At 69.6% G+C, this 21,093-nt stretch carries 16 protein-coding genes and 2 pseudogenes; 10 read left to right on the top strand and 8 right to left on the bottom strand.

The window, feature by feature from the left end:
* The first annotated feature begins 605 nt into the window (after positions 1 to 605).
* The 4 genes and pseudogenes from K336_RS18925 to K336_RS13770 all read left to right on the top strand — a co-directional run bounded on the left by K336_RS18925 (position 606) and on the right by K336_RS13770 (position 4,060).
* On the top strand, positions 606 to 1,058 hold the full coding sequence (locus tag K336_RS18925; protein ID WP_051245321.1) for a MarR family winged helix-turn-helix transcriptional regulator: 453 nt from the start codon (positions 606 to 608) through the stop codon (positions 1,056 to 1,058).
* A pseudogene (locus tag K336_RS20050) lies at positions 1,055 to 2,080 on the top strand (MFS transporter); the annotation flags it as partial. The gene K336_RS18925 and the pseudogene K336_RS20050, both read left to right, overlap by 4 nt.
* Before the next feature lie 47 nt (positions 2,081 to 2,127).
* Positions 2,128 to 2,646: an MFS transporter gene (locus K336_RS19590; RefSeq protein WP_028706166.1), complete on the top strand. Its 519-nt coding sequence runs from the start codon at positions 2,128 to 2,130 to the stop codon at positions 2,644 to 2,646.
* The gene (locus tag K336_RS13770) at positions 2,639 to 4,060 is read left to right on the top strand and encodes an MATE family efflux transporter (protein WP_081660507.1); all 1,422 of its coding nucleotides are present in this window, start codon (positions 2,639 to 2,641) and stop codon (positions 4,058 to 4,060) included. Before K336_RS19590 ends, K336_RS13770 begins: the two co-directional genes overlap by 8 nt.
* A gap of 67 nt (positions 4,061 to 4,127) precedes the next feature.
* Here K336_RS13770 and K336_RS0102160 read toward each other — a convergent pair whose 3' ends face one another.
* Positions 4,128 to 4,970: a LysR family transcriptional regulator gene (locus K336_RS0102160; RefSeq protein WP_028706165.1), complete on the bottom strand. Its 843-nt coding sequence runs from the start codon at positions 4,968 to 4,970 to the stop codon at positions 4,128 to 4,130.
* A gap of 143 nt (positions 4,971 to 5,113) precedes the next feature.
* Here K336_RS0102160 and K336_RS0102155 point away from each other — a divergent pair, with 143 nt between their 5' ends.
* The 4 genes and pseudogenes from K336_RS0102155 to K336_RS19210 all read left to right on the top strand — a co-directional run bounded on the left by K336_RS0102155 (position 5,114) and on the right by K336_RS19210 (position 8,156).
* Entirely contained in the window at positions 5,114 to 5,992 is an 879-nt protein-coding gene (locus K336_RS0102155) for an aldo/keto reductase (protein WP_028706164.1), read from the top strand.
* Between the two features lie 219 nt (positions 5,993 to 6,211).
* Positions 6,212 to 7,056: pseudogene (locus K336_RS13765) on the top strand (aldo/keto reductase).
* Between the two features lie 55 nt (positions 7,057 to 7,111).
* The gene (locus tag K336_RS19215) at positions 7,112 to 7,714 is read left to right on the top strand and encodes an aldo/keto reductase (RefSeq protein ID WP_211223413.1); all 603 of its coding nucleotides are present in this window, start codon (positions 7,112 to 7,114) and stop codon (positions 7,712 to 7,714) included.
* On the top strand, positions 7,620 to 8,156 hold the full coding sequence (locus K336_RS19210; protein ID WP_211223412.1) for an aldo/keto reductase: 537 nt from the start codon (positions 7,620 to 7,622) through the stop codon (positions 8,154 to 8,156). The genes K336_RS19215 and K336_RS19210 overlap by 95 nt, the downstream gene beginning before the upstream one ends.
* Before the next feature lie 143 nt (positions 8,157 to 8,299).
* Here K336_RS19210 and K336_RS0102140 read toward each other — a convergent pair whose 3' ends face one another.
* From K336_RS0102140 to K336_RS16720, 4 genes are all read right to left on the bottom strand, one after another.
* On the bottom strand, positions 8,300 to 8,626 hold the full coding sequence (locus tag K336_RS0102140; RefSeq protein ID WP_028706163.1) for a branched-chain amino acid transporter permease: 327 nt from the start codon (positions 8,624 to 8,626) through the stop codon (positions 8,300 to 8,302).
* Positions 8,623 to 9,438, bottom strand: coding sequence for an AzlC family ABC transporter permease (locus K336_RS13755; RefSeq protein ID WP_459166156.1), 816 nt, complete (start codon positions 9,436 to 9,438; stop codon positions 8,623 to 8,625). Before K336_RS13755 ends, K336_RS0102140 begins: the two co-directional genes overlap by 4 nt.
* A 719-nt stretch (positions 9,439 to 10,157) precedes the next feature.
* Positions 10,158 to 11,330 (bottom strand): hypothetical protein, encoded by a 1,173-nt coding sequence (locus K336_RS13750; RefSeq protein WP_028706162.1) that lies wholly within the window; start codon positions 11,328 to 11,330, stop codon positions 10,158 to 10,160.
* An 8-nt stretch (positions 11,331 to 11,338) separates the two neighbouring features.
* Positions 11,339 to 11,776 (bottom strand): hypothetical protein, encoded by a 438-nt coding sequence (locus tag K336_RS16720; protein WP_028706161.1) that lies wholly within the window; start codon positions 11,774 to 11,776, stop codon positions 11,339 to 11,341.
* Positions 11,777 to 12,149: 373 nt separating this feature from the next.
* On the opposite strand from K336_RS16720, the gene K336_RS13745 reads away from it, so the two are divergent.
* A complete protein-coding gene (locus K336_RS13745) occupies positions 12,150 to 14,654 on the top strand; it encodes a Cna B-type domain-containing protein (RefSeq protein WP_021797077.1) in 2,505 nt (834 codons plus the stop codon).
* Positions 14,651 to 14,791, top strand: a complete 141-nt coding sequence (locus K336_RS18335; protein ID WP_155944957.1) for a hypothetical protein — start codon at positions 14,651 to 14,653, stop codon at positions 14,789 to 14,791. The genes K336_RS13745 and K336_RS18335 overlap by 4 nt, the downstream gene beginning before the upstream one ends.
* A 211-nt stretch (positions 14,792 to 15,002) precedes the next feature.
* On the opposite strand, the gene K336_RS0102115 is transcribed toward K336_RS18335, so the two are convergent.
* The 3 genes from K336_RS0102115 to K336_RS0102105 form a co-directional block, all read right to left on the bottom strand.
* A complete protein-coding gene (locus K336_RS0102115; RefSeq protein WP_021797064.1) occupies positions 15,003 to 16,025 on the bottom strand; it encodes an aldo/keto reductase in 1,023 nt (340 codons plus the stop codon).
* 67 nt (positions 16,026 to 16,092) lie between these two features.
* Positions 16,093 to 17,322: a hypothetical protein gene (locus K336_RS0102110; RefSeq protein WP_028706160.1), complete on the bottom strand. Its 1,230-nt coding sequence runs from the start codon at positions 17,320 to 17,322 to the stop codon at positions 16,093 to 16,095.
* 771 nt (positions 17,323 to 18,093) lie between these two features.
* Entirely contained in the window at positions 18,094 to 20,670 is a 2,577-nt protein-coding gene (locus tag K336_RS0102105; protein WP_051245326.1) for an excinuclease ABC subunit UvrA, read from the bottom strand.
* Between the last annotated feature and the right edge of the window lie 423 nt (positions 20,671 to 21,093).

Here is a 21,093-nt window from a genome sequence, read left to right as displayed (position 1 = left end):
CGGCCTGGACTTCTGGACGATCTCGAGAACGACTTGTTCCTTAAACTCCGCACTGTATTTCGGTGCCGACATGATCTAATTCTACCTCACGATCATTTCACCCACTGTCCGAAAAACACCAAGCACTCCAGAACCTGAATTGATTGAACCGCCCAGGGCTCCACGAAGGCAGCGAACGCACGGAAAGATCTGCCATGAGCGCCGCCAGAGGAAACACCCCGAGAAGCCGCCGGTGGTGGGCCACTCGGATGACCGCGGAAGTTCGTAGGAATCCCGAGGGGTCGCGAGCGGTTCGGGGCCATCCACCCAGCCGTCCAAGGCAGCGACCACCGGCGGACGGTCGGCAGCGCAGTGAGCACCGAGCCCGAGCACCGGACGGGAGGCGCCGGCCATTGCCGTCATGATGCCCTGCACCACCGGCGCCACCGGATGCCGCCAGCGGCATGCAGCCGGTGTCCCGAGTCGCCCGGGCCCCCGCCGGGCCGGGCGGCCGATCCGCGGCCCCGGTCAGGTTGCCACCCGGCTTGAGCGCTCCCCCCGGACGGGTAGCATTCCAGGCGATTGCATCGAGTCCGAAATCGGATTCAGGGAGGGACGGAGGCGCAGTGGGGAGCGAGCTCGAGGGCGCGCAGCGCAGCATCAACAGGGCGACCAAACGCATCGACGAGGCCTACGGCCGGGCTGCCCGGGCGGCGGGCCTGTCCGACAGCGCCTTCGACATCCTCTACGCCCTGCACGTGGCCGGCCAGGGCTGCTCGCAGAAGCAGCTGTGCGAGCTGTGCTTCACCGGCAAGCAGACGGTGAACTCGTCGATCAAGAAGCTCCAGGGCGAGGGCGTCGTCCGCGTCGAGCACGGCACCGGGCGCGCCACGCGGATCTTCCTCACCGACGAGGGCCTCGCCCTGGCCGGCGAGCACATCGCCCCGGTCGTCGCCGCCGAGCTCGCCGCGCTCGGCACCGTCCCCGCCGAGCGGCTCCCCCGGCTGCTGAGAGCGATGGGCGACTACGCCGATGCGCTCTGCGCGGCGCTCGACCGGATCGGTGGCGGGCGGGCATGAGCACCACGCACTGCGAGAGGAACATCCCCGCCGAGGAGCCCCGCGCCGGCACGGTCCTCACCACCGCGCTGGGCGGACGGCGCCGCTGGGCGGTGCTGCTCGTGCTGCTCTTCGCCCAGTTCGTGCTGGCCATCGACCTGACGATCATGGACATCGCGCTGCCGGGCATCTCGACGCAGCTGCACCCGAGCTCCGAGCAGCAGCTGTGGATCGTGGACGTCTACTCCCTGGTCCTGGCCGGGCTGCTCGTGGCGGCCAGCTCCCTGTCCGACCGCATCGGCCGGAAGCGGACCTTCCTGAGCGGCGCCCTGGTGTTCTGCGTCGGCTCCGCGCTGGTCCTGGCGGCCCGCAGCGCGCCGGGGGTCATCGGGGTGCGGGCGGTGATGGGATTCGCGGCCGCCCTCATCATGCCGACGACGATCTCGGCGGTGCGCAACATCTTCCTGGACGCGGCGGAACGGGCGGTGGCCGTCGCGGCCTGGTCCATCGTGGGCGGCGCCGGCATGGCGGTCGGCCCCGTGCTCGGGGGATTCCTGGTGGAGCGCTTCAGCTGGCACTCGGCCTTCCTGGTGAACATCCCGCTCATGGGTCTCGTGCTCGTCGCGGGCATCGCCGTGCTGCCGGAGATCAAGGTGGTGAAGAAGGGCCCCTGGGACCCGGCCGCCGCGGTGCTCTCGTTGCTGGGCATGGTGCTGACGGTCTGGGCGCTCAAACACATCGCCGCCGGCGACGAGGCGCCGGCGCCCCGGCTGCTGCTCACCCTCGCACTCGCGCTGAGCGCCGGCATCGCGCTCCTGGCGCTCTTCGTCCGCCGCTGCCTGAGGGCCGCCGAGCCCCTGCTCAAGGTGCGGCTGTTCGCCGACCGGACCTTCACCGGCGGCATCCTGGCCGCATTCGGCTCGATGTTCGCGCTGGCCTCGATGCTCTTCCTGCTCTCGCAGTGGATGCAGCTGGTGAACGGCTTCAGCCCCCTGCGCTCGGGCGTCCTGCTGCTGCCGGCGGTGCTGTCGGGCATCCTCTCCGGGGCCACGGCCCCCGCGCTGGCGCGGCTGCTGGGGCCCGGCGGGTCATGGCCGGCGGCATCGCCGTCGCGGGGCTGGCCCTGCTGCTGCTGTTCCTGCTGCGGGGCGCCCTGGGCTATCCGCTCGTCGCGGTCGTCATGGCCCTGGTCGGCCTGGGCATGGGCTCGCTGGCGGTCGGATCGGCCGCGCTCATGGGAGCCACCCCGCCCGAGAAGGCCTCCAGCGGGGCGGCTTTCGAGGAGATCGCCTACGATCTCGGCAATGTGCTGGGGGTGGCGGTCCTCGGCTCGATCGCCTCGATCGCCTACCGCCTCGGCCTGGACGCCGACTCCCTGGCCGAGGCCGGGGTGGACGCCGGGCTCGCCGCGCAGGCCTCGCAGTCCTACGCGGCCGCGGTCTCGATCGCCCGTGAGCACGGCCTCGACGAGCTGGCGAGCCGGGCCACCGCCTCCTTCAACGGCTCGGTCGTGCTGACCTCGGCCGTCGGCGGCCTCATCACGGTGATCGTCGCCGTCCTCGTGCACCGGCTCGTGCCGAGGGGGCTCGATCTGCAATCGGATGAGTGACGAGCACAGGAGCGTCCTGACGATGGACATGTCGCGACACCTGGGCCGGCGCGCCCTGCTGCGCTTCACCCTGCCCTCGATCGCGATGATGATCCTCACCTCGGTCTACGGCGTCGTCGACGGGCTGTTCGTCTCGAACTGCGCCGGCACGACGGCCTTCGCGGCGGTCAACCTCATCATGCCGTTCATCATGATCCTCGGCACGCTCGGCTTCATGATGGGCTCGGGCGGCAGCGCGCTCGTCGCCCGCACGCGCGGCGAGGGCGACGACGAGCTGGCGAACCGCTACTTCTCGATGATCATCCATGCCACGCTCGCCGCCGGCATCGTGCTGGCGGTCGTCGGAGCCGTCCTCATGCGCCCCGTCGCCGAGGCGCTGGGCGCCTCCGGCGAGCTGCTGGAGTTGTGCGTCCGGTACGGCCGGATCTCGATGGTCTCCCTGCCGGCATTCATGCTGCAGTACGCCTTCCAGACCTTCGCCTCGACCGCCGGCAGGCCCCGGCTCGGACTGCGCGTGACGATCGCGGCGGGTCTGGCCAACGTCGTCCTGGACCTCCTGCTCGTCGGCGTCCTCGGTCTGGGCGTGACCGGCGCCGCCTGGGCGACCGTCGTCGCCGAACTCATCGGCGGCCTCGCCCCGCTCGTCTGGTTCGCACGGCCCAACGACAGCCTTCTGCGACTGGGCCGCCCGGCGAGGGACCCGGCCGCCCTCGGATCGGTCTGCGCGAACGGCTCGTCCGAGATGATGGCCTCGATCGCGGTGTCGGTCGTGAGCATCGTCTACAACCTGCAGTTGCTGCGGCTCATCGGCCGGGACGGCGTGGCCGCCTACGGCACGGTCATGTACGTCAGCATGGTCTTCACCGCCGTCTTCGAGGGATTCTGCATGGCTTCGGCACCGCTCATGAGCTTCCAGCACGGCGCCGCCAACGCCGTCGAGAAGCGCAGCCTCATGCGCGCCTCGCTCGTCGTCGTGACCGTCGCCGGCGCCGGGATGCTCGTCGTCTCGCAGCTCCTGGCCCGCCCGCTCGCCCTGGCCTTCGCCGGCCACGACCCGGCGCTCCTCGCCCTGACCGAGCGGGCCTTCCGCATCTTCTCGCTCTCGTTCCTGCCGATGGGCGTGGGCCTCTACGGCTCGTCGCTGTTCACCGCCCTCGGCAACGGTCTGCTCTCGGCGGCCCTGGCGGCGGTCCGCACGCTCGGGCTGGAGGTCGGCGCGGTCCTCCTGCTGCCGCCCCTGTTCGGCCCGACGGGCATCTGGTTCTCCGTCGTCGTCGCGGAGACGGCGGCGGCGCTCATCGTGGCGGCCCTCGTCAGGGGGCTCGGGCCACGGTACGGGCTCGTCGGTCGGCGGCCGCCCGAGACGGACTCCCGGCCGCCCCTCGTAGCGGCTCCCGCGCCGGCTCTCGGCTGACCGCCGAGGGCGGTGGCCCACCGCATCGGCGCCCGGCGGCGGATGCCCGCGCCATGCCCGGCGCGTCCTACTGCCGGCTGACCCAGTCGAACACGTCGGTGGTCTCCTGGCGCCCTTCCGTTCGTGCCAGCAGGTAGAAGGTGGCGTGCGCCATGGCGTCCCGGATCGGCACCACGACGCGCCCCGGCGCAGGCGCGGACAGCGAGGGCGCATCGGTGACGAAGTAGGGCAGTGCCGAGGTCCGCGTCAGCTGCTCGAAGACACCACGGTCCTCCTGCACGACGAACTGCGCGTGCGGCAGGTGCCGGTCGCAGCGCTCCCGCCAGAAACCGATGTCCGCCAGGAGCAGGAAGGTCTCGCCATCGAGTTCGGCGGCGCTCACCGCGCTCCGACCGGCCAGGGCGTGATCGGCGGGCAGGGCGACCGCGAGATTCTCCACCATGAGCCGGGTGGATCGGACCGTCGGCAGGGGGTGGGTCCGCAGGGCGACCGCGAGGTCGATGTTCCCGGCGATGATGCCCGCCTCGACGTCCGCTTCCGCGAGCATCTGCGAGGTGAGCACCGTCTGCGGGAAGCGTTCCACGATGAGCGCGGTCAGGCGCCACAGCGGGGCCGGCGCGACCGTGCCGACGCGCAGCGCCTTGGTGCGGCGGGCCGCCTCGTCGAGGGCGTCGCGCATGAGGCGCTCGTCGCGCAGGATCTGCCGGGCATGTTCGAGTGCGATCCTGCCCGCCTCGTTCATCTCGAGACGCCGGCCGACCCGATCGAACAGGGGCTGGCCGAGCTCGGTCTCAAGACGACGCAGCGAGCGGCTCAACGCCGGCTGGGAGATGTGCACCGTGCGGGCGGCTGCGCTCATGGTGCCCGCGTTCGCGATCGCATCGAGCTGCCGCAGCTGCTCCGGATCCATCGCGCCCGCCTCTCGCTCATGCATTCGGTGCATCAACGGTTCCGACATTGGCATTTTATCCGCGCCACGATCCGACGAAGACTTGTGACAAGCACCGCAGTGAATCTGGGGTGAGCACGTTTCGCGATCCGAAGGAGCGCACCATGACCGCCATCCCGTCCTTCACGATGAACAACGGCCGGACCATCCCCGCCCTGGGCTACGGCGTCTTCCTCATGACCTCCGACCAGGTGCGCGAGCATCTGCCCCAGGCGCTCAAGCTCGGCTACCGGCACATCGACACCGCCAACGCCTACTTCAACGAGGTCGCCGTCGGCGAGGTGGTGCGCGACGCCATCGCCGCCGGCGAGCTCGCGCGCGAGGATCTGTTCATCACCACCAAGCTGTTCCCGCAGTCCTACCCCTACGCTCAGGCGGTCGAGGACATCGACGCCACCCTGGCCCGGCTCGGCCTGGACTACGTGGACCTGCTGCTGTTCCACCAGCCTTACGGGGAGTACGTGTCCGGCTGGAAGGCGATGGAGGAGGCCGTGGCGGCCGGCAGGGTCCGCTCGATCGGCCTGTCCAACTTCCCGATCGCCAAGTTCCAGGAGATCCTCGACGTCGCCGAGATCATCCCGGCCGTCCACCAGGTCGAGGCGCACCCGCGCTGGAACCAGCACGAGCTCAAGGCCCGGATGTCCGAGGCGACCGGCACCGAAGTGCTGGTGGAGGCCTGGTACCCGCTCGGCCATGGCGACAAGACGCTGCTTGAGGAGCCCGTCATCGCCGCCGCCGCGCAGCGCACCGGCGCCACTCCCGCCCAGGTGATCCTCGCCTGGCATCTGGCGGAGCGGAACATCACATTCCCCAAGACCCTCAGCCCCGCCCACATGGCCGACAACCTGGCCGCCCTCGACGTCGAGCTCACCGCCGCCGAGATCGCCACGATCAACGGGATCCCGCAGCAGCCCTACTACCGGATCCCGGATGAGCCGCCCGCCTTCGTACTGACCACCAACGACTACTCCCAGCAGGCCTGAACCCGCCGGCGGGGTGGACCCGGCCCGGCTGACACGCGCCCCGACGGGGAGGGCCCGCCCCGCGGCGACGACAGCACACGGCTCGTCGGCGCAGGCGCTCCGGGGGCATGCACCATCCGGCCCCGCGGCGGCTGCACAACTCGACCCGCTCAGAGCGACCTCTCAGGAGGACCTGTGACCACAACCGTCCCCACCGTGATTCTCAACAACGGCGTCGAGATGCCGATGCTCGGCTACGACGTCCTCCAGACCCCGCCCGACGAGACCGAGCACTGCGTGGCAGAGGCCCTCGAAGTCGGCTACCGGCTCATCGACACCGCCCAGGCCTACGCCAACGAGGAAGGCGCGGGCGCCGCCGTCGCCGCCGCCGGCGTGCCCCGCGACGAGATCTTCATCACATCGAAGATCTGGGTGTCGAACATGAACCACGAGCGGGCGGCCGCCTCCATCGACGAGTCGCTGGAGAAGCTGGGCACCGACCACATCGACCTCATGCTCCTGCACCAGGCGATGAGCGACTACCCGGGGCCTACCGCGCCATGGAGGAGGCGTACCGGGCCGGGAAGCTGCGCGCCATCGGCGTCTCGAGCTTCTACCCCGAGCGCCTCGTCGACGTCGCCGCCCTGGCCGAGATCCCACCGGCGGTGAACCAGGTCGAGACGCACCCCTTCCGACAGCAGGACGCCGCGCACGCCGTCATGGCCGAGCTGGGCGTCGTCCACGAGGCCTGGGCGCCCTTCGCCGAGGGGCAGAACAACATCTTCGCCGACCCGACCCTGGCCGGGATCGACGCCAAACACGGCAAGAGGCCGGGCCAGGTGGTCCTGCGAGCGCTCATGCAGAAGGACGTCGTCGTCATCCCGAAGTCGACGCACCGCGAGCGCATGGCCGAGAACTCCGACGTCTTCGACTTCGAACTGGACGCCGAGGACATGGCCGCCTTCGCCGCCCTGGACGACGGCACCCTGCCGCGCATCTTCGCCCACTACGACCCGAAGGTCGTCGGCTGGCTGGTGCGCGACCTGGTCAGGACCCAGCAGCTGGGCGGCGGCACCCTGTACTGAGCGGTGGACGAACGGGGCCCGGGGCCCGACCTGCGTTGCGCCGTCAGGACCCGCGATGAAGCAGCAGAAGGTGGGAGGGAGCATGAAGAAACGTCGTCTGGGCAGCCTGGAGGTCTCCGAGATCGGGATGGGCTGCATGGGCCTGTCCCACGGCTACGGACGGATCCCGCCCGAGGAGGAGTCGGTCGCGACGATCCGCGCGGCTTACGACGCCGGCTGCACCTTCTTCGACACCGCAGAGGGCTATGGAGCAGCTCTTCACGGCGCCGGGCACAACGAGAAGCTGCTCGGTGACGCCGTGCGGGGCTTCCGCGACTCGGTGACGCTGGCGACCAAGTTCCACTTCACGGGAGACGCCCCCGAGGGCACCGACGGGGTCGAGTCCTGCATCCGCGACCATCTCGCCCGGTCGCTGAAGAACCTGCGAACGGACCACGTCGATCTCTACTATCTGCACCGCGTGAACCGCGGGGTTCCGGTGCAGGCGGTCGCCGATGTCATGAGCAGGCTCATCGGCGACGGCCTTATCCGACGGCCTCATCCGGGGATGGGGCCTGTCACAAGTGGACGTGAACACGCTCGCCGCGGCGCACGCCGTCGCCCCGGTCTCGGCGGTCCAGAATCTCTACAACATGCTCGAGCGCGACTGCGAACATGAGGTCATCCTGTTCTGCCTGGAGCACGGCATCGGGGTCGTCCCCTTCTCACCGGTCGCCTCCGGCTTCCTCTCGGGCGGAGTCGACGCGGCAACGGATTCCTCGCACGCCGATGACGTGCGGAAGTTCGTGCCCCAGCTCTCCGCGCAGAACATCAGGGCGAACCAGCCCGTCCTCGAGCTGTTGGAGCGCTGCGCAATCGCGCACCGGGCGACCAAGGCGCAGATCGCGCTGGCATGGATGCTGGCGAAGTACCCGAACATCGTGCCCATCCCGGGCTCGAAGCGCAGGGAGCGCGTGCTGGAGAATCTCGGCGCATGCGACGTGGAATTCTCCGACGTGGAGTTCCGCGAGCTCGACGCCGCCTTGGATGCCATCGAGGTGCACGACCATCGCGGGCAGGTCGAGTTCGACGGCATGACCATGAGGGAATGGAACCGGTGACAGACCGGCCGGTCCATGGACAGAGCACCTTCCGGGCACAGGAGAAGGCATGAGCACAATCGTCATCACCGGCCCGTCGTCGGGCATCGGCAAGGCCACGAGTTCGGCGATCTCCTCGGTCCGGCCCGCCAGGGCCGGCGGGCTCAGAACACGAACTGCACGAGCAGCATGTAGACGATGGTGCCACCAGCGATGGAGACCAGCATCTGCCGCCTCCACAGGTGAGGCCCCACCGTGACAGCAATCCCGATCACCTCAGGGACCCCGTGACCGCCCGAGACGAGGGAGACGTCCTTGAGACTGTAGACCACCAGCATGCCGAAGACCGCTGCGGGCAACGCCCGGCCGAGGTAACGGACGAACTCCGGCGTCCGCCGCCCGCGGCCGAACGCGAGGAACGGCAGAAAGCGCATGGCAACGGTGCCGAGGACGCAGATACCGACGGTCCAGACCTGCTGGGCAGGACTCACAGCAGACCTCCCTCGACCTCGATCGGCCTGCGCGGAGCCATGAGCAGCACCAGGATGCAAACCATCGTGGGCACGACGAACGAATCGGCGCCGAAGACGAGCCGGCATCCCGCCGCCGCGCCGACGCCGATGAGCGCGGTCCAGTGCCTGCGCTCCTTCAGCCACTGGTCCAGGAAGATCACGACGAACATGGCCGTCATCACGAATTCGAGACCCGAGGTGTCGAAGGCCACGAGCGAGCCGGCCACACCGCCGATGGTGGCGCCCGAGACCCAGTAGAAGTGGTTGAGCAGGGTGACGAAGAAGTAGAACCAGCCGCGGTCCACGCCCTCGGGGATCCGCGCCGAGTAGTTGATGGAGAAGGTCTCGTCGCACAGCCCGAAGATCAGGTAGGCCTTCTTCCAGCCCATGTCCCGGTACCGGTCGAGCATGGCGATCCCGTAGAACAGATGCCTCGCCTGCACCATGCAGGTGATGGCCATGACCTGAGCCGGTGCGAAGGGGGCGGGCAGCATCGAGACGGCGACGAATTCCAGGGAGCCGCCGAAGACGGTCAGGCTCATGAGCGTCGGAACCAGAAGCCGAACCCCGACACGTTCATGTACACGCCGTAGGCGAACCCCAGGAACCAGAACCCGGCGAAGATGGGCAACGTGCAGGGGAATGCGGCCCTGAACGCCCTCGCCCCGGCTCCCGATGCCACTGGCCACTCTCCCCCGCCGCTGCGGCGCCCGCCTCCCCGGCGGGCCCGGCGGCACCCGGCATGGCAGATTACCCGTGATGCGCCAGACATGCGGCGGCGGTCCAGCCATGGGACACGGGACAGCCGCCGCGCCGAGACCATGATGCCCCGCGATCGCGATGACGAACTGCCGCCGGCCATGCCGAGGCCGCCTGCTGCGAGTGGCCCGCCGCCCAGCAGGGCGAGCCGTGCCTCGTGGCGGCCTCCCCGGCGCAGCCACGACCGTCGCCCCCAGAGCACCGATCCCGCCTCAAGCGGTTCGGGCTCGTCCTCGACCGCCTCCGCCGCTGCGCGGCGCTGCCGCTTCGTGCGGATCACGCGGTCGAGCAGACTGGTCCGGAAGGAAGGATTTGACCAAGTCTCTCCGAACCAGGGAAGACATTCTCGTCAGGAGAATGCCCCTCACCGGGCCACGTGACAGCAAGCCACTCGCCATTACGGATGACAATCGTTCCCTCGGCCCCATCAGCACCCTTTGCCATGTATCGGAAACGAGGGGAAATGCCATTGCTCGACATGATCGCACCCATTTCTTGCTGACCCCAGCGGTCAGCGCATGATTTGAAGAGATCAAATCAGACCAAGGACGGAAAATCTTGAAGGATGCCGGACGCGGGCTACGACAGACAGAAACGCGACGAAGTACGGCGACGATGCCTGTGAATCACTGAGTTCGCATGTCCTCCACTCGCCTTCGATGAGAGTCAGGATTCAGTCCATGACGTCCCCGGTGGGGATGCCGGGTCGGTCGGTGGAAGCGATCCGGCCCCATGCGGCCCTTCGACCGGCTCACGCCGAGCGACGCGGCGCAGGGAACCGCTGAGGATCGCCGGGCAGTTCCATTCGGTCCGGCACCGCCGGGGAAGGGAGCAATGGGTCCGAACACCGCTCTTCATCTGGGATGTTCATGGCGGACGCAAGCAGGGTGCCGAGCCGACGAGCATCCTTCAGGCGCTCTCCCTCCTGGGCCCACGCGTCGAAGGAGATCCGGATGTTCTCATCCTTGGTGATGACGTCCAGCACCAGTCCTGCGGCCCTGTCGGCGCCGGTGCGCACGTAGCGGATGTCGGCAAGTGGAATCTGTCTTTCGATGATGCCCTGGCTGTTGACGCCGCTCTGGGACGAGAGGAAGAAGTGCTCGGGCGTGACACCGAGATACGCATTGCCGTGGATGAGATGCTCGGTGTCATTCACATCGGCGAGCGCCAGCAGCCTCGTCCCCTCCGGCAGAACGTACTGCAGGATCCGCAGCAATTCCTTCGGAGCGGTCCCGTCCTTGAACACTGCCAGGGCCGGTTGCGGCAACTCGCCGATCCGGTGGGGACGGTTGCGGAGAACCGCCACCTTTTCGGCCAGCGCTTCGGCCAGTGGTGCGATGTCGTGGCGGTCCGTACCTCGACCGGCGCCGAGCTTGAACGACCGCCTGCCGGGCAGTGCGGCCACCAGGCGGGCCCGCCGCTCGAGGGCCTCGAGCAGCTCCGCGATGCGCCCCATCGCCTCGTCGTGCTCCTGTTGGGTCGTCTCCACGAGGGAAGTCAGCAGCTGCTGATTCTCAGCGGCGTGGTCCTCGTCGTAGGCGATGGAGGCGGCTCGCAGCACCCGGAAGCGGAACCAGGAACCCTCGGCCATGAGAAGCCCATGGGCGTCGGCGATGATCTCCTCGCCGTGCCCCTGGAGATACTCATTGCGACTCCTGGCATTCGGACTGAGGGCCTTGACGTGGCCCTTCACGTAGTCGTCGAAAACATGGCGCTCCGCGCGCAGGTCGGCCTCCCTCGTCTTCACGGCACCGTAGATGTGCTGGTTGACGAAGCCCACCATCTGGGCCTCCTCCACCGCACGGACCGTGGTTTCGTACAGGCCGAGCAGGGTGTTCCAATGGTCCTGACGCAACTCCTTCAGAACCTCCTGGGTGAGTTCGAGGTTCTCATCAACCCGGCGGGAGACGGAGGCCAACTGCATCTGCAGGCTCAGGAGCGCGGCTGCGGGCCCGAGCGAGGACAGCAGGGTGGCGGCCTGCGCACTGGTCGCCGGAGCCCACCGTATGACGTGCGAGAAACCGTGGCCCTCGGTGAGGACGCCCAGGTTCCAGCCCCCGACTGCACCGGAACCGCGGTCTTGAGCGCCTCCAGCGTCTGGGGTGCGAGCCGGACCAGCCCCTGCGCCGGCAGCGCGCCCTGGACGCCTTGGACCCCGGTATTCACCAGCCCGGCACCGATCGCGAGCCGGTCGGTCAGTCTCTTCGTCGTCTCGGTGCCCATCATGCTGAAGGGGATCAGTTCCATCTCGGACGGGGACCTGTCCGCGAAGAGGACGGCCATGCCGGCCCCGACCTCGACCAGCGCGGTCGTCGGATCATCGCGGGACGCGGGATCGGATCGAGAAGACGCGTCGTTCGGCAGGGGCATGCGGATCCTCCTTGATCAGTCAGGGCAACGCACGACAGAGCCCCACCACTGACACGGCGGAGCCCTGAGTGGTCAGGCAGTCACTTCGACATCCTCATCGAAACCGGGGAACTGCTCAGGGTTGAGTAGGGATATCACGCACGTGCCCGATCGAGCAGGGCCCGTCGACCACGGCGGCAGGGGCTGCTCGCGCCGGCTCACCACTAGCCAGTGCCACAGCAGGCATGTGACCGCCGCGCCGATGCGGCCCATGCGGTGCCGCTCTCCACCACGACTTGCTACTATGTCAGAGATAAATTTTCAATACCTTCACACCCCTGCCACTCCCTGAAGAGTCCCGGAGGCGTGAAGCAGACCAGGAGGGGCTGCACTCATGAGGAAAAAGCTTTGTTATCTGTTGAGCGCGATCCTCGCGTTCGGCATCGTGGCACCGGGCGGGACGACGACAGCGACCGGGCTGGGCAACTCGATCCCCGCCCAGGTGCTCCAGCAGGGGGCCCCGGCCGACGATTCCGACTCGCTGTCGACGTCCCAGCCCCGCGCGGCCCTCTTCGACGCCGTGACGGTCACGGTGGACGACGAGGCGGACCTGCTGGCCGCCATCGCCGCCGCGACCGACGGCGACGCGACGACGATCAAGCTCACGGGCGACATCGCCCTGACCGGCACCGTCACGATCCCCGCCGGCAAGGTCATCACCATCACGAACGCCGACGGCGCGGCGCCGACCGTCACGGGCAGCGCCAAGCCGTTCGTCCAGGTGGCGGCCGGCGGCACGTTCACCCTCAGCGGCGACGTGACGCTGGACGGCCAGGGTCGGGAGAACAGCTTCGTCCGCACAGAGGGCTCCTTCACCCTGGACGGCGCCACCCTGCGCAATCTGCTGGCCTCCCGGCAGGGCGCCGACGACCAGAACGTGGGCGCTGTGATCGCCTCGGGCGGCGATGCCACGTTCACCATGGCGAGCGGCCTGATCACCGACACCACGATCGAACGCGATCATGGCGCGGCCGTCTACGTCCGCGACGGCGCCACCGCGACGATGAGCGGCGGCACGATCACGAACACCACGATCGACAACCAGTTCGCAGGATCGGTCCTCATCGACGGGGCAACCTTCACCATGGAGGGCGGCGAGATCTCCAACGGCGCAGCCGGGGATCAGATCCAGACCTCCGGCGGCGTACTCGTCCTGGCGGTCAACCCGAATGGGGCCGCCGCCGACAATGCCATCGAGTCCACCTTCACGATGAACGGCGGCACGATCACGAACTGCTCGGCCCCGCATGGCGGCGGCGTCTACGTCTACGGCGGCTCCGCCGGCTACCGCGACTTCTGGTCGAAGGCGCACTTCACGATGAACGGCGGCACGATCTCCAACTGCCAGGCGACGGGCCTGACCACGGCCACGGGTGAACTCTCCGACGGCGCTGGCGGCGGCGTCTACGTCGAGAGCGGCAGCGACTTCGTCATGAACGACGGCGCCATCACCGGCAACACCTCCGTCGGCGTGGGTGGCGGCGTCGCGACCTACGACACCTTCGTCGCCTACTTCCACAAGACCGCCTACGAGGACGCGCCCGGCCGCTACTACGACATCGTCTACAGCCAGTGGCCCAGCTTCTTCCCCGCCTCGTTCACCATGAACGGCGGCACGATCTCCGGCAACAGCGCCCGGATGGAGGAGACGACGCAGACGGACAGGGGCTGCGGCGGCGGCGTCTACGTGGCCTCCAGCGAGGTGCGCATCAACGCCGGAACCATCGAGAACAACACCGCCAGCAAGCAGGGCGGCGGACTCTACGTCGGCTCGGTGCCCTACACCCTGTACATCAACGACTCCCTCATCACCGACAACGAGGCCTCCGTGCTCGGCGGCGGCGTGTGGTTCTGCCCCACCGGCGAGGCCAGCATCAACGTGAACAGCGGTACCGCCCTCTACGGCAACACCGCCACCGGCGCCGGCGATGACGCCTCCATCGTGCGCTTCCCCGACAACGAGAAGAAGACGGCCGCGACAATCTCCGACCGCATGCTGGGCGGCGGCCTGGCCGACTGGCACCTGGACGGCGCGACCCTCGAAGCCGACGCCGATAACTCGGTCGGTGTGCCCGACCCGGACGTCGCCCGCTACTCCACCGACACGGCCGGCCAGACGGCGGTCTCGGGCATCACCGACGACCCGGCCTCCTACGAACTCAAGGCCACCCCGAGCGAAGAGGCCATCGAGCTCTCCTCCGGCCTCGCCACAGTGACCATCCGGAACAACTCATCCACCCGCGGCGGCGGCATCGGCTCGAACGGCAAGGTCGTGCTCGGCAACGAGCACGAATACACCGAGAGCCTCACCGTGACCAAGCACTGGGACCCGGGCCAGACCGCGCTCAGCGCACCCGAGAACGCCACGGTCTGGCTGACCATCGACGGCCACCGTGTGGAGAGCGCCGTGCTCGATGAGTCGAACGGCTGGACCCACACCTTCGAAGGCTTGCCGCTGAACTCCGGCGCCACCATCGAGGAGGACGCGCCGGAGGGCTGGACCGCGAATTACCAGCGCGAGTACAACCCGGACACCCGGGTGATCTCCATCGTCGTGACGAACGAGGCCGTCGAGGCCACGCCCGCGCCGACTCCGACACCCACCCCGATGCCCGCGCCGACTCCGACACCCACCCCGATGCCCGAGGTGACGCCGACTCCCGATGCGCCGACGACGCCTGAGGAGACGACTGCTCCGACGCCGGGAACGTCGCCCACGACGAGGCCCGCCAGGATGCCGCGAACCGGTGAGGACGCCCTCGAAGGACTGTTCGGGGCCGTGGCGCTCGTCGCCGCCTGCGCCGGCGTCCAGGCGCTGCGCAGCCACAAGCGCTCATGACCCAGGGTGACGGCCGGGTGCGGGACAGCGCCCCGCACCCGTTGGTGTCCGACTGCGGAGTGTGCGTCCTGTCCGCGGTGGCGATCCTGGTGATCGGTCTCGTCCTCGGACGCTCCCGATCGAGCGCCTCGCTGTGAGCACGGGACGCCGCGCGGCCGGAACTGTCTGTCCTTGTCGAAATCGGATACCCGGGTGATGGGCAGGGCGCCGCGCGGCCGGAGCCGTCCCCGCCCGCGCCATCGGACAGGAACGGACCGGCAGGGTCCGGGCGGGCGAGCGGCCCTCACGGGCACCAGGACGGCGACCGCCGCCACCTGGATGGATGGTGGATGGCGTGTCGGCCCGCCCTCACGAACGTTTCGGCGGCTCCTGAACGGTCCCGGCGAGGGCTCCCTCGTCCGGACGGACGAGCGGCCCCACGAGCTCGTGCGGCCGGTAGGGCTCCTCGAGGCGCGCCACCTCGTCGGCGGTGAGCCGCACGTCGAGGGCGCGCACCGCGTCGTCGACGCGGCCGGGCCGCGAGCAGCCGACGACGGGGGCGGCGACCCCCTTGGCCCAGTGCCAGGCCAGGGCGATGTCGGCCATCGGCACCCCGCGTCGGGCCGCGAGCTCGGCGACGCGGGCGACGATCGGCAGGTCGGCCTCGCGCTCGCGGTCGTACTTGCTGCGCATCGTGACGTCGGTGGTGGCCCGGACGCTGTCCGCGTCCCAGTCCGGGCGCGCGAGGTGACCGGAGGCGAGCGGGCTGTAGGGCGTGAGCGACATGCCGTACCGGCGGCACACGGGGATCATCTCCCGCTCGTCCTCGCGGTAGAGCAGGTTGTAGTGGTTCTGCATGGACGCGAACCTCGTCCAGCCGTGCCCGTCGGCGACGACCTGCATGGTGTGCAGCTGGTAGGCGTACATCGCGCTCGCCCCGATCGCGCGGACGCGGCCGCCCCGCACCAGCGCATCGAGGGCCTCCATGGTCTCCTCGACGGGGGTGTCGTAGTCGAAGCGGTGGATGATGTAGAGGTCGAGGTGGTCGGTGCCCAGCCGCCCGAGGGTGGCGGTGATCTCCCGCTCGATGGCCCGGCGCGACAGGTGCCCCTCGTTGAAGTAGACCTTCGAGGCGAGCACCACGTCCTCGCGGTTGACGCCCAAGTTCTTCAGCGACTGCCCGATGAACTCCTCGCTCGTGCCGTGGGCGTAGACGTTCGCCGTGTCGATGAAGTTCACCCCCAGCTCGAGGGCCCTGGCGATCACCGCCTGGGTTGCGGGCTGGTCGATGACCCACTGGTGGAAGTCCGGGAAGACCCGGCCGAAACTCATGCCCCCGATGCACAGCCGCGGGATCGTGATGTCCGTGGCGCCGAGTCGCGTGTACTCCATTACTCCTCCTCGAGCCGCCCCGTTCCGCTCTCCGGCCGACGGCGCCGCGGACGCGGCACCGGCCATGTCACGCGGCCACGGTGAGATAGTCGCCGTCGTCGATGAGGAGGGCGTCGAGCACATAGTAGCCGCCGACGTGCGCGAGCCCGTATCTCTGGCAGCAGGACCCCTGGTACTCGCTGGACGAGTGGACGAGCACGACCGGATCGCCGTGCCCCTGAGCCAGGTATCCCGCCATGACGGAGTCGGGGATGTAGACCGTGTCCATCCAGACGGGTCGGCCCTCGGACCCGCCGTCGACTGTGCGCCGGTACGTGGGGCCGACGGGCTCCGCTGCCGAGCAGGAGGAGCGCCGCCCCCAGCAGAGGTCGTCGGGGAGATCCTGGGGGGCGACCTCGGTGAACTGCTCCGCGAACGACGCGGAGCTCCCCCACTGGAGCAGCGGCGTGTCCTCGTCGACGAGGGTCGTGGCCTCGCGCTTCGGATCCGAGTCCTGGGAGAGGGGGGCGTCGATCCTCAGGGCGCGGGTGACCTCGGGGAAGTAGAGGCTCTCGTCGTGAAGGACCGCGTCCCGGTCCTGCCCCCACTTCCAGGTGCCGGCATCGGCCCCGTCCTTCATCTGGTAGAGGACGCAGTGGAGCGCCAGGTTCTCCGGGTTCCCCGGTCCGGCTCCGGCGAGCAGCCGGTCGGCGCGGTCGAGCGCGCCGCGGATGTCCACGTCGCCGGGGTAGAGCAGTTCGAGATCGTTGCGACTGGCCATCGTCGCGCCGAACACCCTCTGCGGGTCGCCGCCGTCGTAGAGGTCGCTCACCATCACCTCGGACTCGTCGATGGTGTCAGCATTGGTGGAGACGGGCGCCGGCAGGTCCAGCGCATCGGCGATGCTCCGGTACGTGTCCGCGATGATCTCCGGCGCCTGGTAGCTGTCCCTGAAGGACGAGATGCCGGCGTCCACCGGGCCATCGGGCACCTTGTACATCGGCCGCTCGTGCGTCGCATAGTCGGCCTCGACGTGGAAATCGCGTCCGTCGTGGCGCGCGGTGAAGACGACCGCGTCGTCGACCGCCGTGCGGGAGGGGTCGTCGTCCATGTCGGTGCTCCCCCGGTAGCCGGTGATCTCGGGTTCGAAGCCGTACTTGTCGCGGCAGTGGTCGACGACCGCCTGCTGCGCCTGCTGCGCACGCCGGGCGTTGTAGGCGCTCATCCGCACGCGCTGCGAGCAGTGCTGCGACGTGCAGAGAGCAAGGGAGAGGAGCAGGGCGGGGAGGAGAACACCGACCAGGACGATCGCGACCACGAGGAGAGCACGCCGCCTCGACCGCCTCGCCGCCGCCATGCGTCCCCCGTTCCGAACAATGCCCCGGATGGGCAGTGAAAACTCTTCACGTTCACGGGATTTTCCGGCGGTGAGGAATGACATTCCTGACCGGGAGGCTCATTCAAAACCCTTGTCGGACCCAACCCTGACCACGATCTTTCCTTGATGACGAGTCAGCTTTGAATGCCCCTCCGGGAATCAGCCTCCCGACCGGTCCCCATGAGATCCTCGCGAGCAAATCATTTTGAACATTACTCGACAAGATTCCAGAAGTCAAACACCATGACTCGTCGGACCATGGGAATCATTCCCGGAGGTTTGCTCACAGAAGCTTGTTCACAGCACGACGGAAAGGAGTCCTGACAAGGGGGAGCGCTCGTGCGAACGACTCCTGTGAATGAGCCTCACCGCATCTGTCTCCGGGGACACGACAAGGGACGACGCTTCTGCACGGGGTTTCCGCGAGGCTCGTCCACGGCATCCGCGGCGGACACTCCGACCGGGGACGACCATCATGATCGGGCCCCTGCGAGCAGGCCCCCGAACAGCTCTCGCAGCACCGTCGGCACCGTCGGATGAGGCTGCGGCGAGCCGGAGAGCTTCCGAGCCGCCCCGCGGACGAGCCCCCGTGATCTCGTCGGGCCGCGGACCCGTGGGGAGCCCGCCCGCGGGCTCACAGCTCCTGCCCGAGCGGGACAGCGCCCCATCACGACACGGCCGGGGCCGCGACGGCGAACCAGCAGTCCCGGCTCACAGCTCCTGCCCGAGATAGCGCCCCGTCACGCTCGCCGGGTTCGCGGCCACGTCCTCCGGCGTGCCCGCGCAGACGACGGCGCCGCCCGCCCCGCCGCCGCCGGGGCCCATGTCCACGACCCAGTCGGCGTCGGCGATCACGTCGAGGTCGTGCTCGACGACCACGACCGTCGCGCCGTTCCGCGCGAGGCCGTCGAGCACCCCGAGCAGCGTCCCCACATCGAGCGGGTGCAGGCCGATGGTCGGCTCGTCGAACACGAGGAGCGCGTCGTCCTGGCGTCTGCCGAGCTCACCGGCGAGTTTGAGCCGCTGCGCCTCGCCACCCGAGAGCGCTGGCGTGGCCTCGCCCAACGTGAGATAGCCGAGCCCCAGGTCGTGGAGCGTCCGCAGACGCGCGGTCACCGTGCGCATGCCCCGCGTCAGCACGAGCGCCTGGTCGACGGTGCAGGCCATGAGCTCGGGCAGCGAGACCGCCTCGGGGACGGCGCGCGCACGGGACCCGGGGGCGCCCGTCGCAGCGTCCTTCGCGCGCTTGACCGGTCGGCGCACCCGCCCCGCCTCCTCCGCGTAGCGCGCACCGCCGCAGTCGGGGCACGGGACGTCCACGTCGGGCAGGAACTGCACGTCGAGCGTGATGGTGCCCGTGCCGTCGCACGTCGGGCAGCGCAGGGCGCCGGTGTTGTACGAGAAGTCCCCCGCCCGGAGGCCGCGCGCCCTGGCGTCCTCGGTGCGCGCGAAGGCGCGGCGCAGCTCGTCGAGCACGCCCGAGTAGGTGGCCACGGTCGAGCGCACGTTGACCCCGATGGGCGCGGCGTCGATGATCCTGGCCCGTCCGATGCCGTCGGCCGCCACGCTCCTGACGTGCGCCGGGAGCGGCTCGCCCGCCGCGCTCGCCTTCAGCGCCGGGACCAGGCTCTCCAGCACGAGCGTCGTCTTGCCCGAGCCCGAGACGCCCGTGACCGCCGTGAGCCGCCCGCGGGGGATGCGCACCTCGAGCGGCCCGACGGTGTGCAGCGGCCCCGTGGTCAGGTCGATCGATCCCGCGGCGAACATCTCGGCGGTAGGGACGCGGCTGCGCACGCGCACCGTGCGCTCGCCGGTGAGGAACGGGGCGATGCGCGACGCCGGGTTCCGCCCGACCTCCGCCACGGTGCCCTGCGCGATGATGCGCCCGCCATCGGCGCCGGAGGCCGGCCCGACCTCGATGAGATGGTCCGCCCGGCGCAGCACGCGCACGTCGTGATCCACCACCACGACCGAGTTGCCGTCGGCGAGCAGATCGTCCACCACGCCCAGCAGGCCGTCGACATTGGCGGGGTGCAGGCCGATCGAGGGCTCGTCGAGCACGTAGAGCACGCCGGTCGTGCGGTTGCGCACCGCCCGCGAGAGCTGCACGCGCTGGAGCTCGCCGGTCGAGAGCGTGACGCCGGCGCGGTCGAGCGAGAGGTAACCCAGCCCCAGCTGCTGCAAGCGCTCCATCGGCTCGGTCATCTCGTCGAGGATCGCGACCGCCATGGGGCGCACCTCGTCGGGCAGCGACGCGGGCACGCCGCGCACCCAGTCGGCCAGCTCGTCCAGGGTGAGCGCGGTGGCCTGCGCCAGGTCGATGCCGCGCACCGTCATCGAACGGGCCCGCTCGTTGAGGCGCGTGCCGCCGCAGTCGGCGCACGGCCCCACCGTGAGGAACTTCTCGACGCGCCTCATGCCCTTCTCGTCCTTGACCTTGGAGAGCGCGTTCTCCACGGTGCGGACCGCGTTGTAGTAGGTGAAGTCCATCTCGGCGAAGGTGTCGCCCTTCTTCGCCCGGTAGAGGATGTGCCTCTTCTCGGCCGGGCCGTGGAGGACGATGTCGCGCTCCTCCTGCGTGAGCCGGTTGAACGGCACGTCGGTGCGCACCCCGCACGCGCCGCAGACCTGCTTCATGAGATCCCACATGAGGGTGCCCCACGGGGCGACGGCGCCGTCATCGATGGAGATCGACTCGTCGGGCACGAGCGTGGACTCGTCCACGACACGCGTGACGCCCGTCCCGCCGCAGGTGGGGCAGGCGCCCTCGGAGTTGAACGCGAGCTGCTCGGCGCCCAGGCCGTCGAAGGCCGTCCCGCAGGCGGGGCAGGTGTAGGGCACCATCCGGGCCTCGTTCATGCCCGGTGGGACCTCGGCGCCGCAGTGGGGGCAGGTGTAGGCGCCCGTGCGGCTGAAGAGCGGACGAAGATGGTTGAGCAGCTCGGTCGCGGTGCCGAAGGTCGAGCGCACGCCCGGCACCGCGGGCCGCTGCCGCAGCGCCAGCGCCGCCGGCACGTGCCGCACCTCGTCGACCTGCGCCCTGCTCGCCTGCCCGATGCGTCGGCGCGTGTAGGTGGAGAGCGCGTCCATGTAGCGGCGCGAGCCCTCGGCGTAGAGCACGCCCAGCGCCAAGCTCGACTTGCCCGAGCCCGACACGCCCGCGATGCCGACGAACTCGTTGAGCGGGACGTCGACGTCGACGTCCTTGAGGTTGTGGACGCGCGCACCGCGCACCGCTGTCCGGTCCGGCGCGCGTCCGCGCCCGGCTCCACCGGGGTTCCGACTCATCGTCTGCACTCCTCTCACCGAAAGGCGCCGCCCCTCCTCAGATGCCCCGCCTGGGCCCGAGCCCGTCGCCGCCCCTCCTCCGGTCCTGGCCCCGACGGCACCGGCCGGGGCCCGTCCCATCCACGGCGGCTCGTGAGCGTCATGCGACGAGCGCGACGCACACCGCCATGATGGCGAATGCACGACGTCTCGGATGCGCAGGCACGGCAGCCTCCCATGACCTGCAGACGGACAGGCGCATGCGCCTGTCCGGTTCCCACGTGCGATGCTGCCACCTTAATCTCACGAGGCGACGGGACGGCGCCTCCTCATGCGCCCCGCGCGCAGACGCCGTCTGGTGGGATGCCTGCGTGGGAGGCAGAGCATCCTGCCGCCCATGCCGCCGGAGCCACCGGCCCCGCGAGCAACCGGGGCGCACCGGCA

It is taken from the genome of Propionibacterium acidifaciens DSM 21887 (genome assembly GCF_000426605.1).
GTDB classification, from domain to species: Bacteria; Actinomycetota; Actinomycetes; order Propionibacteriales; family Propionibacteriaceae; genus Propionibacterium; species Propionibacterium acidifaciens.
Note: the sequence above shows the minus strand (reverse complement) of the source record. Positions and strands in the feature narration are given on the sequence as shown.

Bases quoted from the DNA above. Each gene is read 5' to 3' on its own strand.
- K336_RS19590 (WP_028706166.1), top strand. From the start codon at position 2,128: ATGGCCGGCGGCATCGCCGTCGCGGGGCTGGCCCTGCTGCTGCTGTTC.
- K336_RS13770 (WP_081660507.1), top strand. From the start codon at position 2,639: ATGAGTGACGAGCACAGGAGCGTCCTGACGATGGACATGTCGCGACAC.
- K336_RS0102160 (WP_028706165.1), bottom strand. From the start codon at position 4,970: ATGGATCCGGAGCAGCTGCGGCAGCTCGATGCGATCGCGAACGCGGGC.
- K336_RS0102155 (WP_028706164.1), top strand. From the start codon at position 5,114: ATGACCGCCATCCCGTCCTTCACGATGAACAACGGCCGGACCATCCCC.
- K336_RS19215 (WP_211223413.1), top strand. From the start codon at position 7,112: ATGAAGCAGCAGAAGGTGGGAGGGAGCATGAAGAAACGTCGTCTGGGC.
- K336_RS13755 (WP_459166156.1), bottom strand. From the start codon at position 9,438: ATGGCTGGACCGCCGCCGCATGTCTGGCGCATCACGGGTAATCTGCCA.
- K336_RS13750 (WP_028706162.1), bottom strand. From the start codon at position 11,330: ATGCAGTTGGCCTCCGTCTCCCGCCGGGTTGATGAGAACCTCGAACTC.
- K336_RS16720 (WP_028706161.1), bottom strand. From the start codon at position 11,776: ATGCCCCTGCCGAACGACGCGTCTTCTCGATCCGATCCCGCGTCCCGC.
- K336_RS13745 (WP_021797077.1), top strand. From the start codon at position 12,150: ATGAGGAAAAAGCTTTGTTATCTGTTGAGCGCGATCCTCGCGTTCGGC.
- K336_RS18335 (WP_155944957.1), top strand. From the start codon at position 14,651: ATGACCCAGGGTGACGGCCGGGTGCGGGACAGCGCCCCGCACCCGTTG.
- K336_RS0102115 (WP_021797064.1), bottom strand. From the start codon at position 16,025: ATGGAGTACACGCGACTCGGCGCCACGGACATCACGATCCCGCGGCTG.
- K336_RS0102105 (WP_051245326.1), bottom strand. From the start codon at position 20,670: ATGAGTCGGAACCCCGGTGGAGCCGGGCGCGGACGCGCGCCGGACCGG.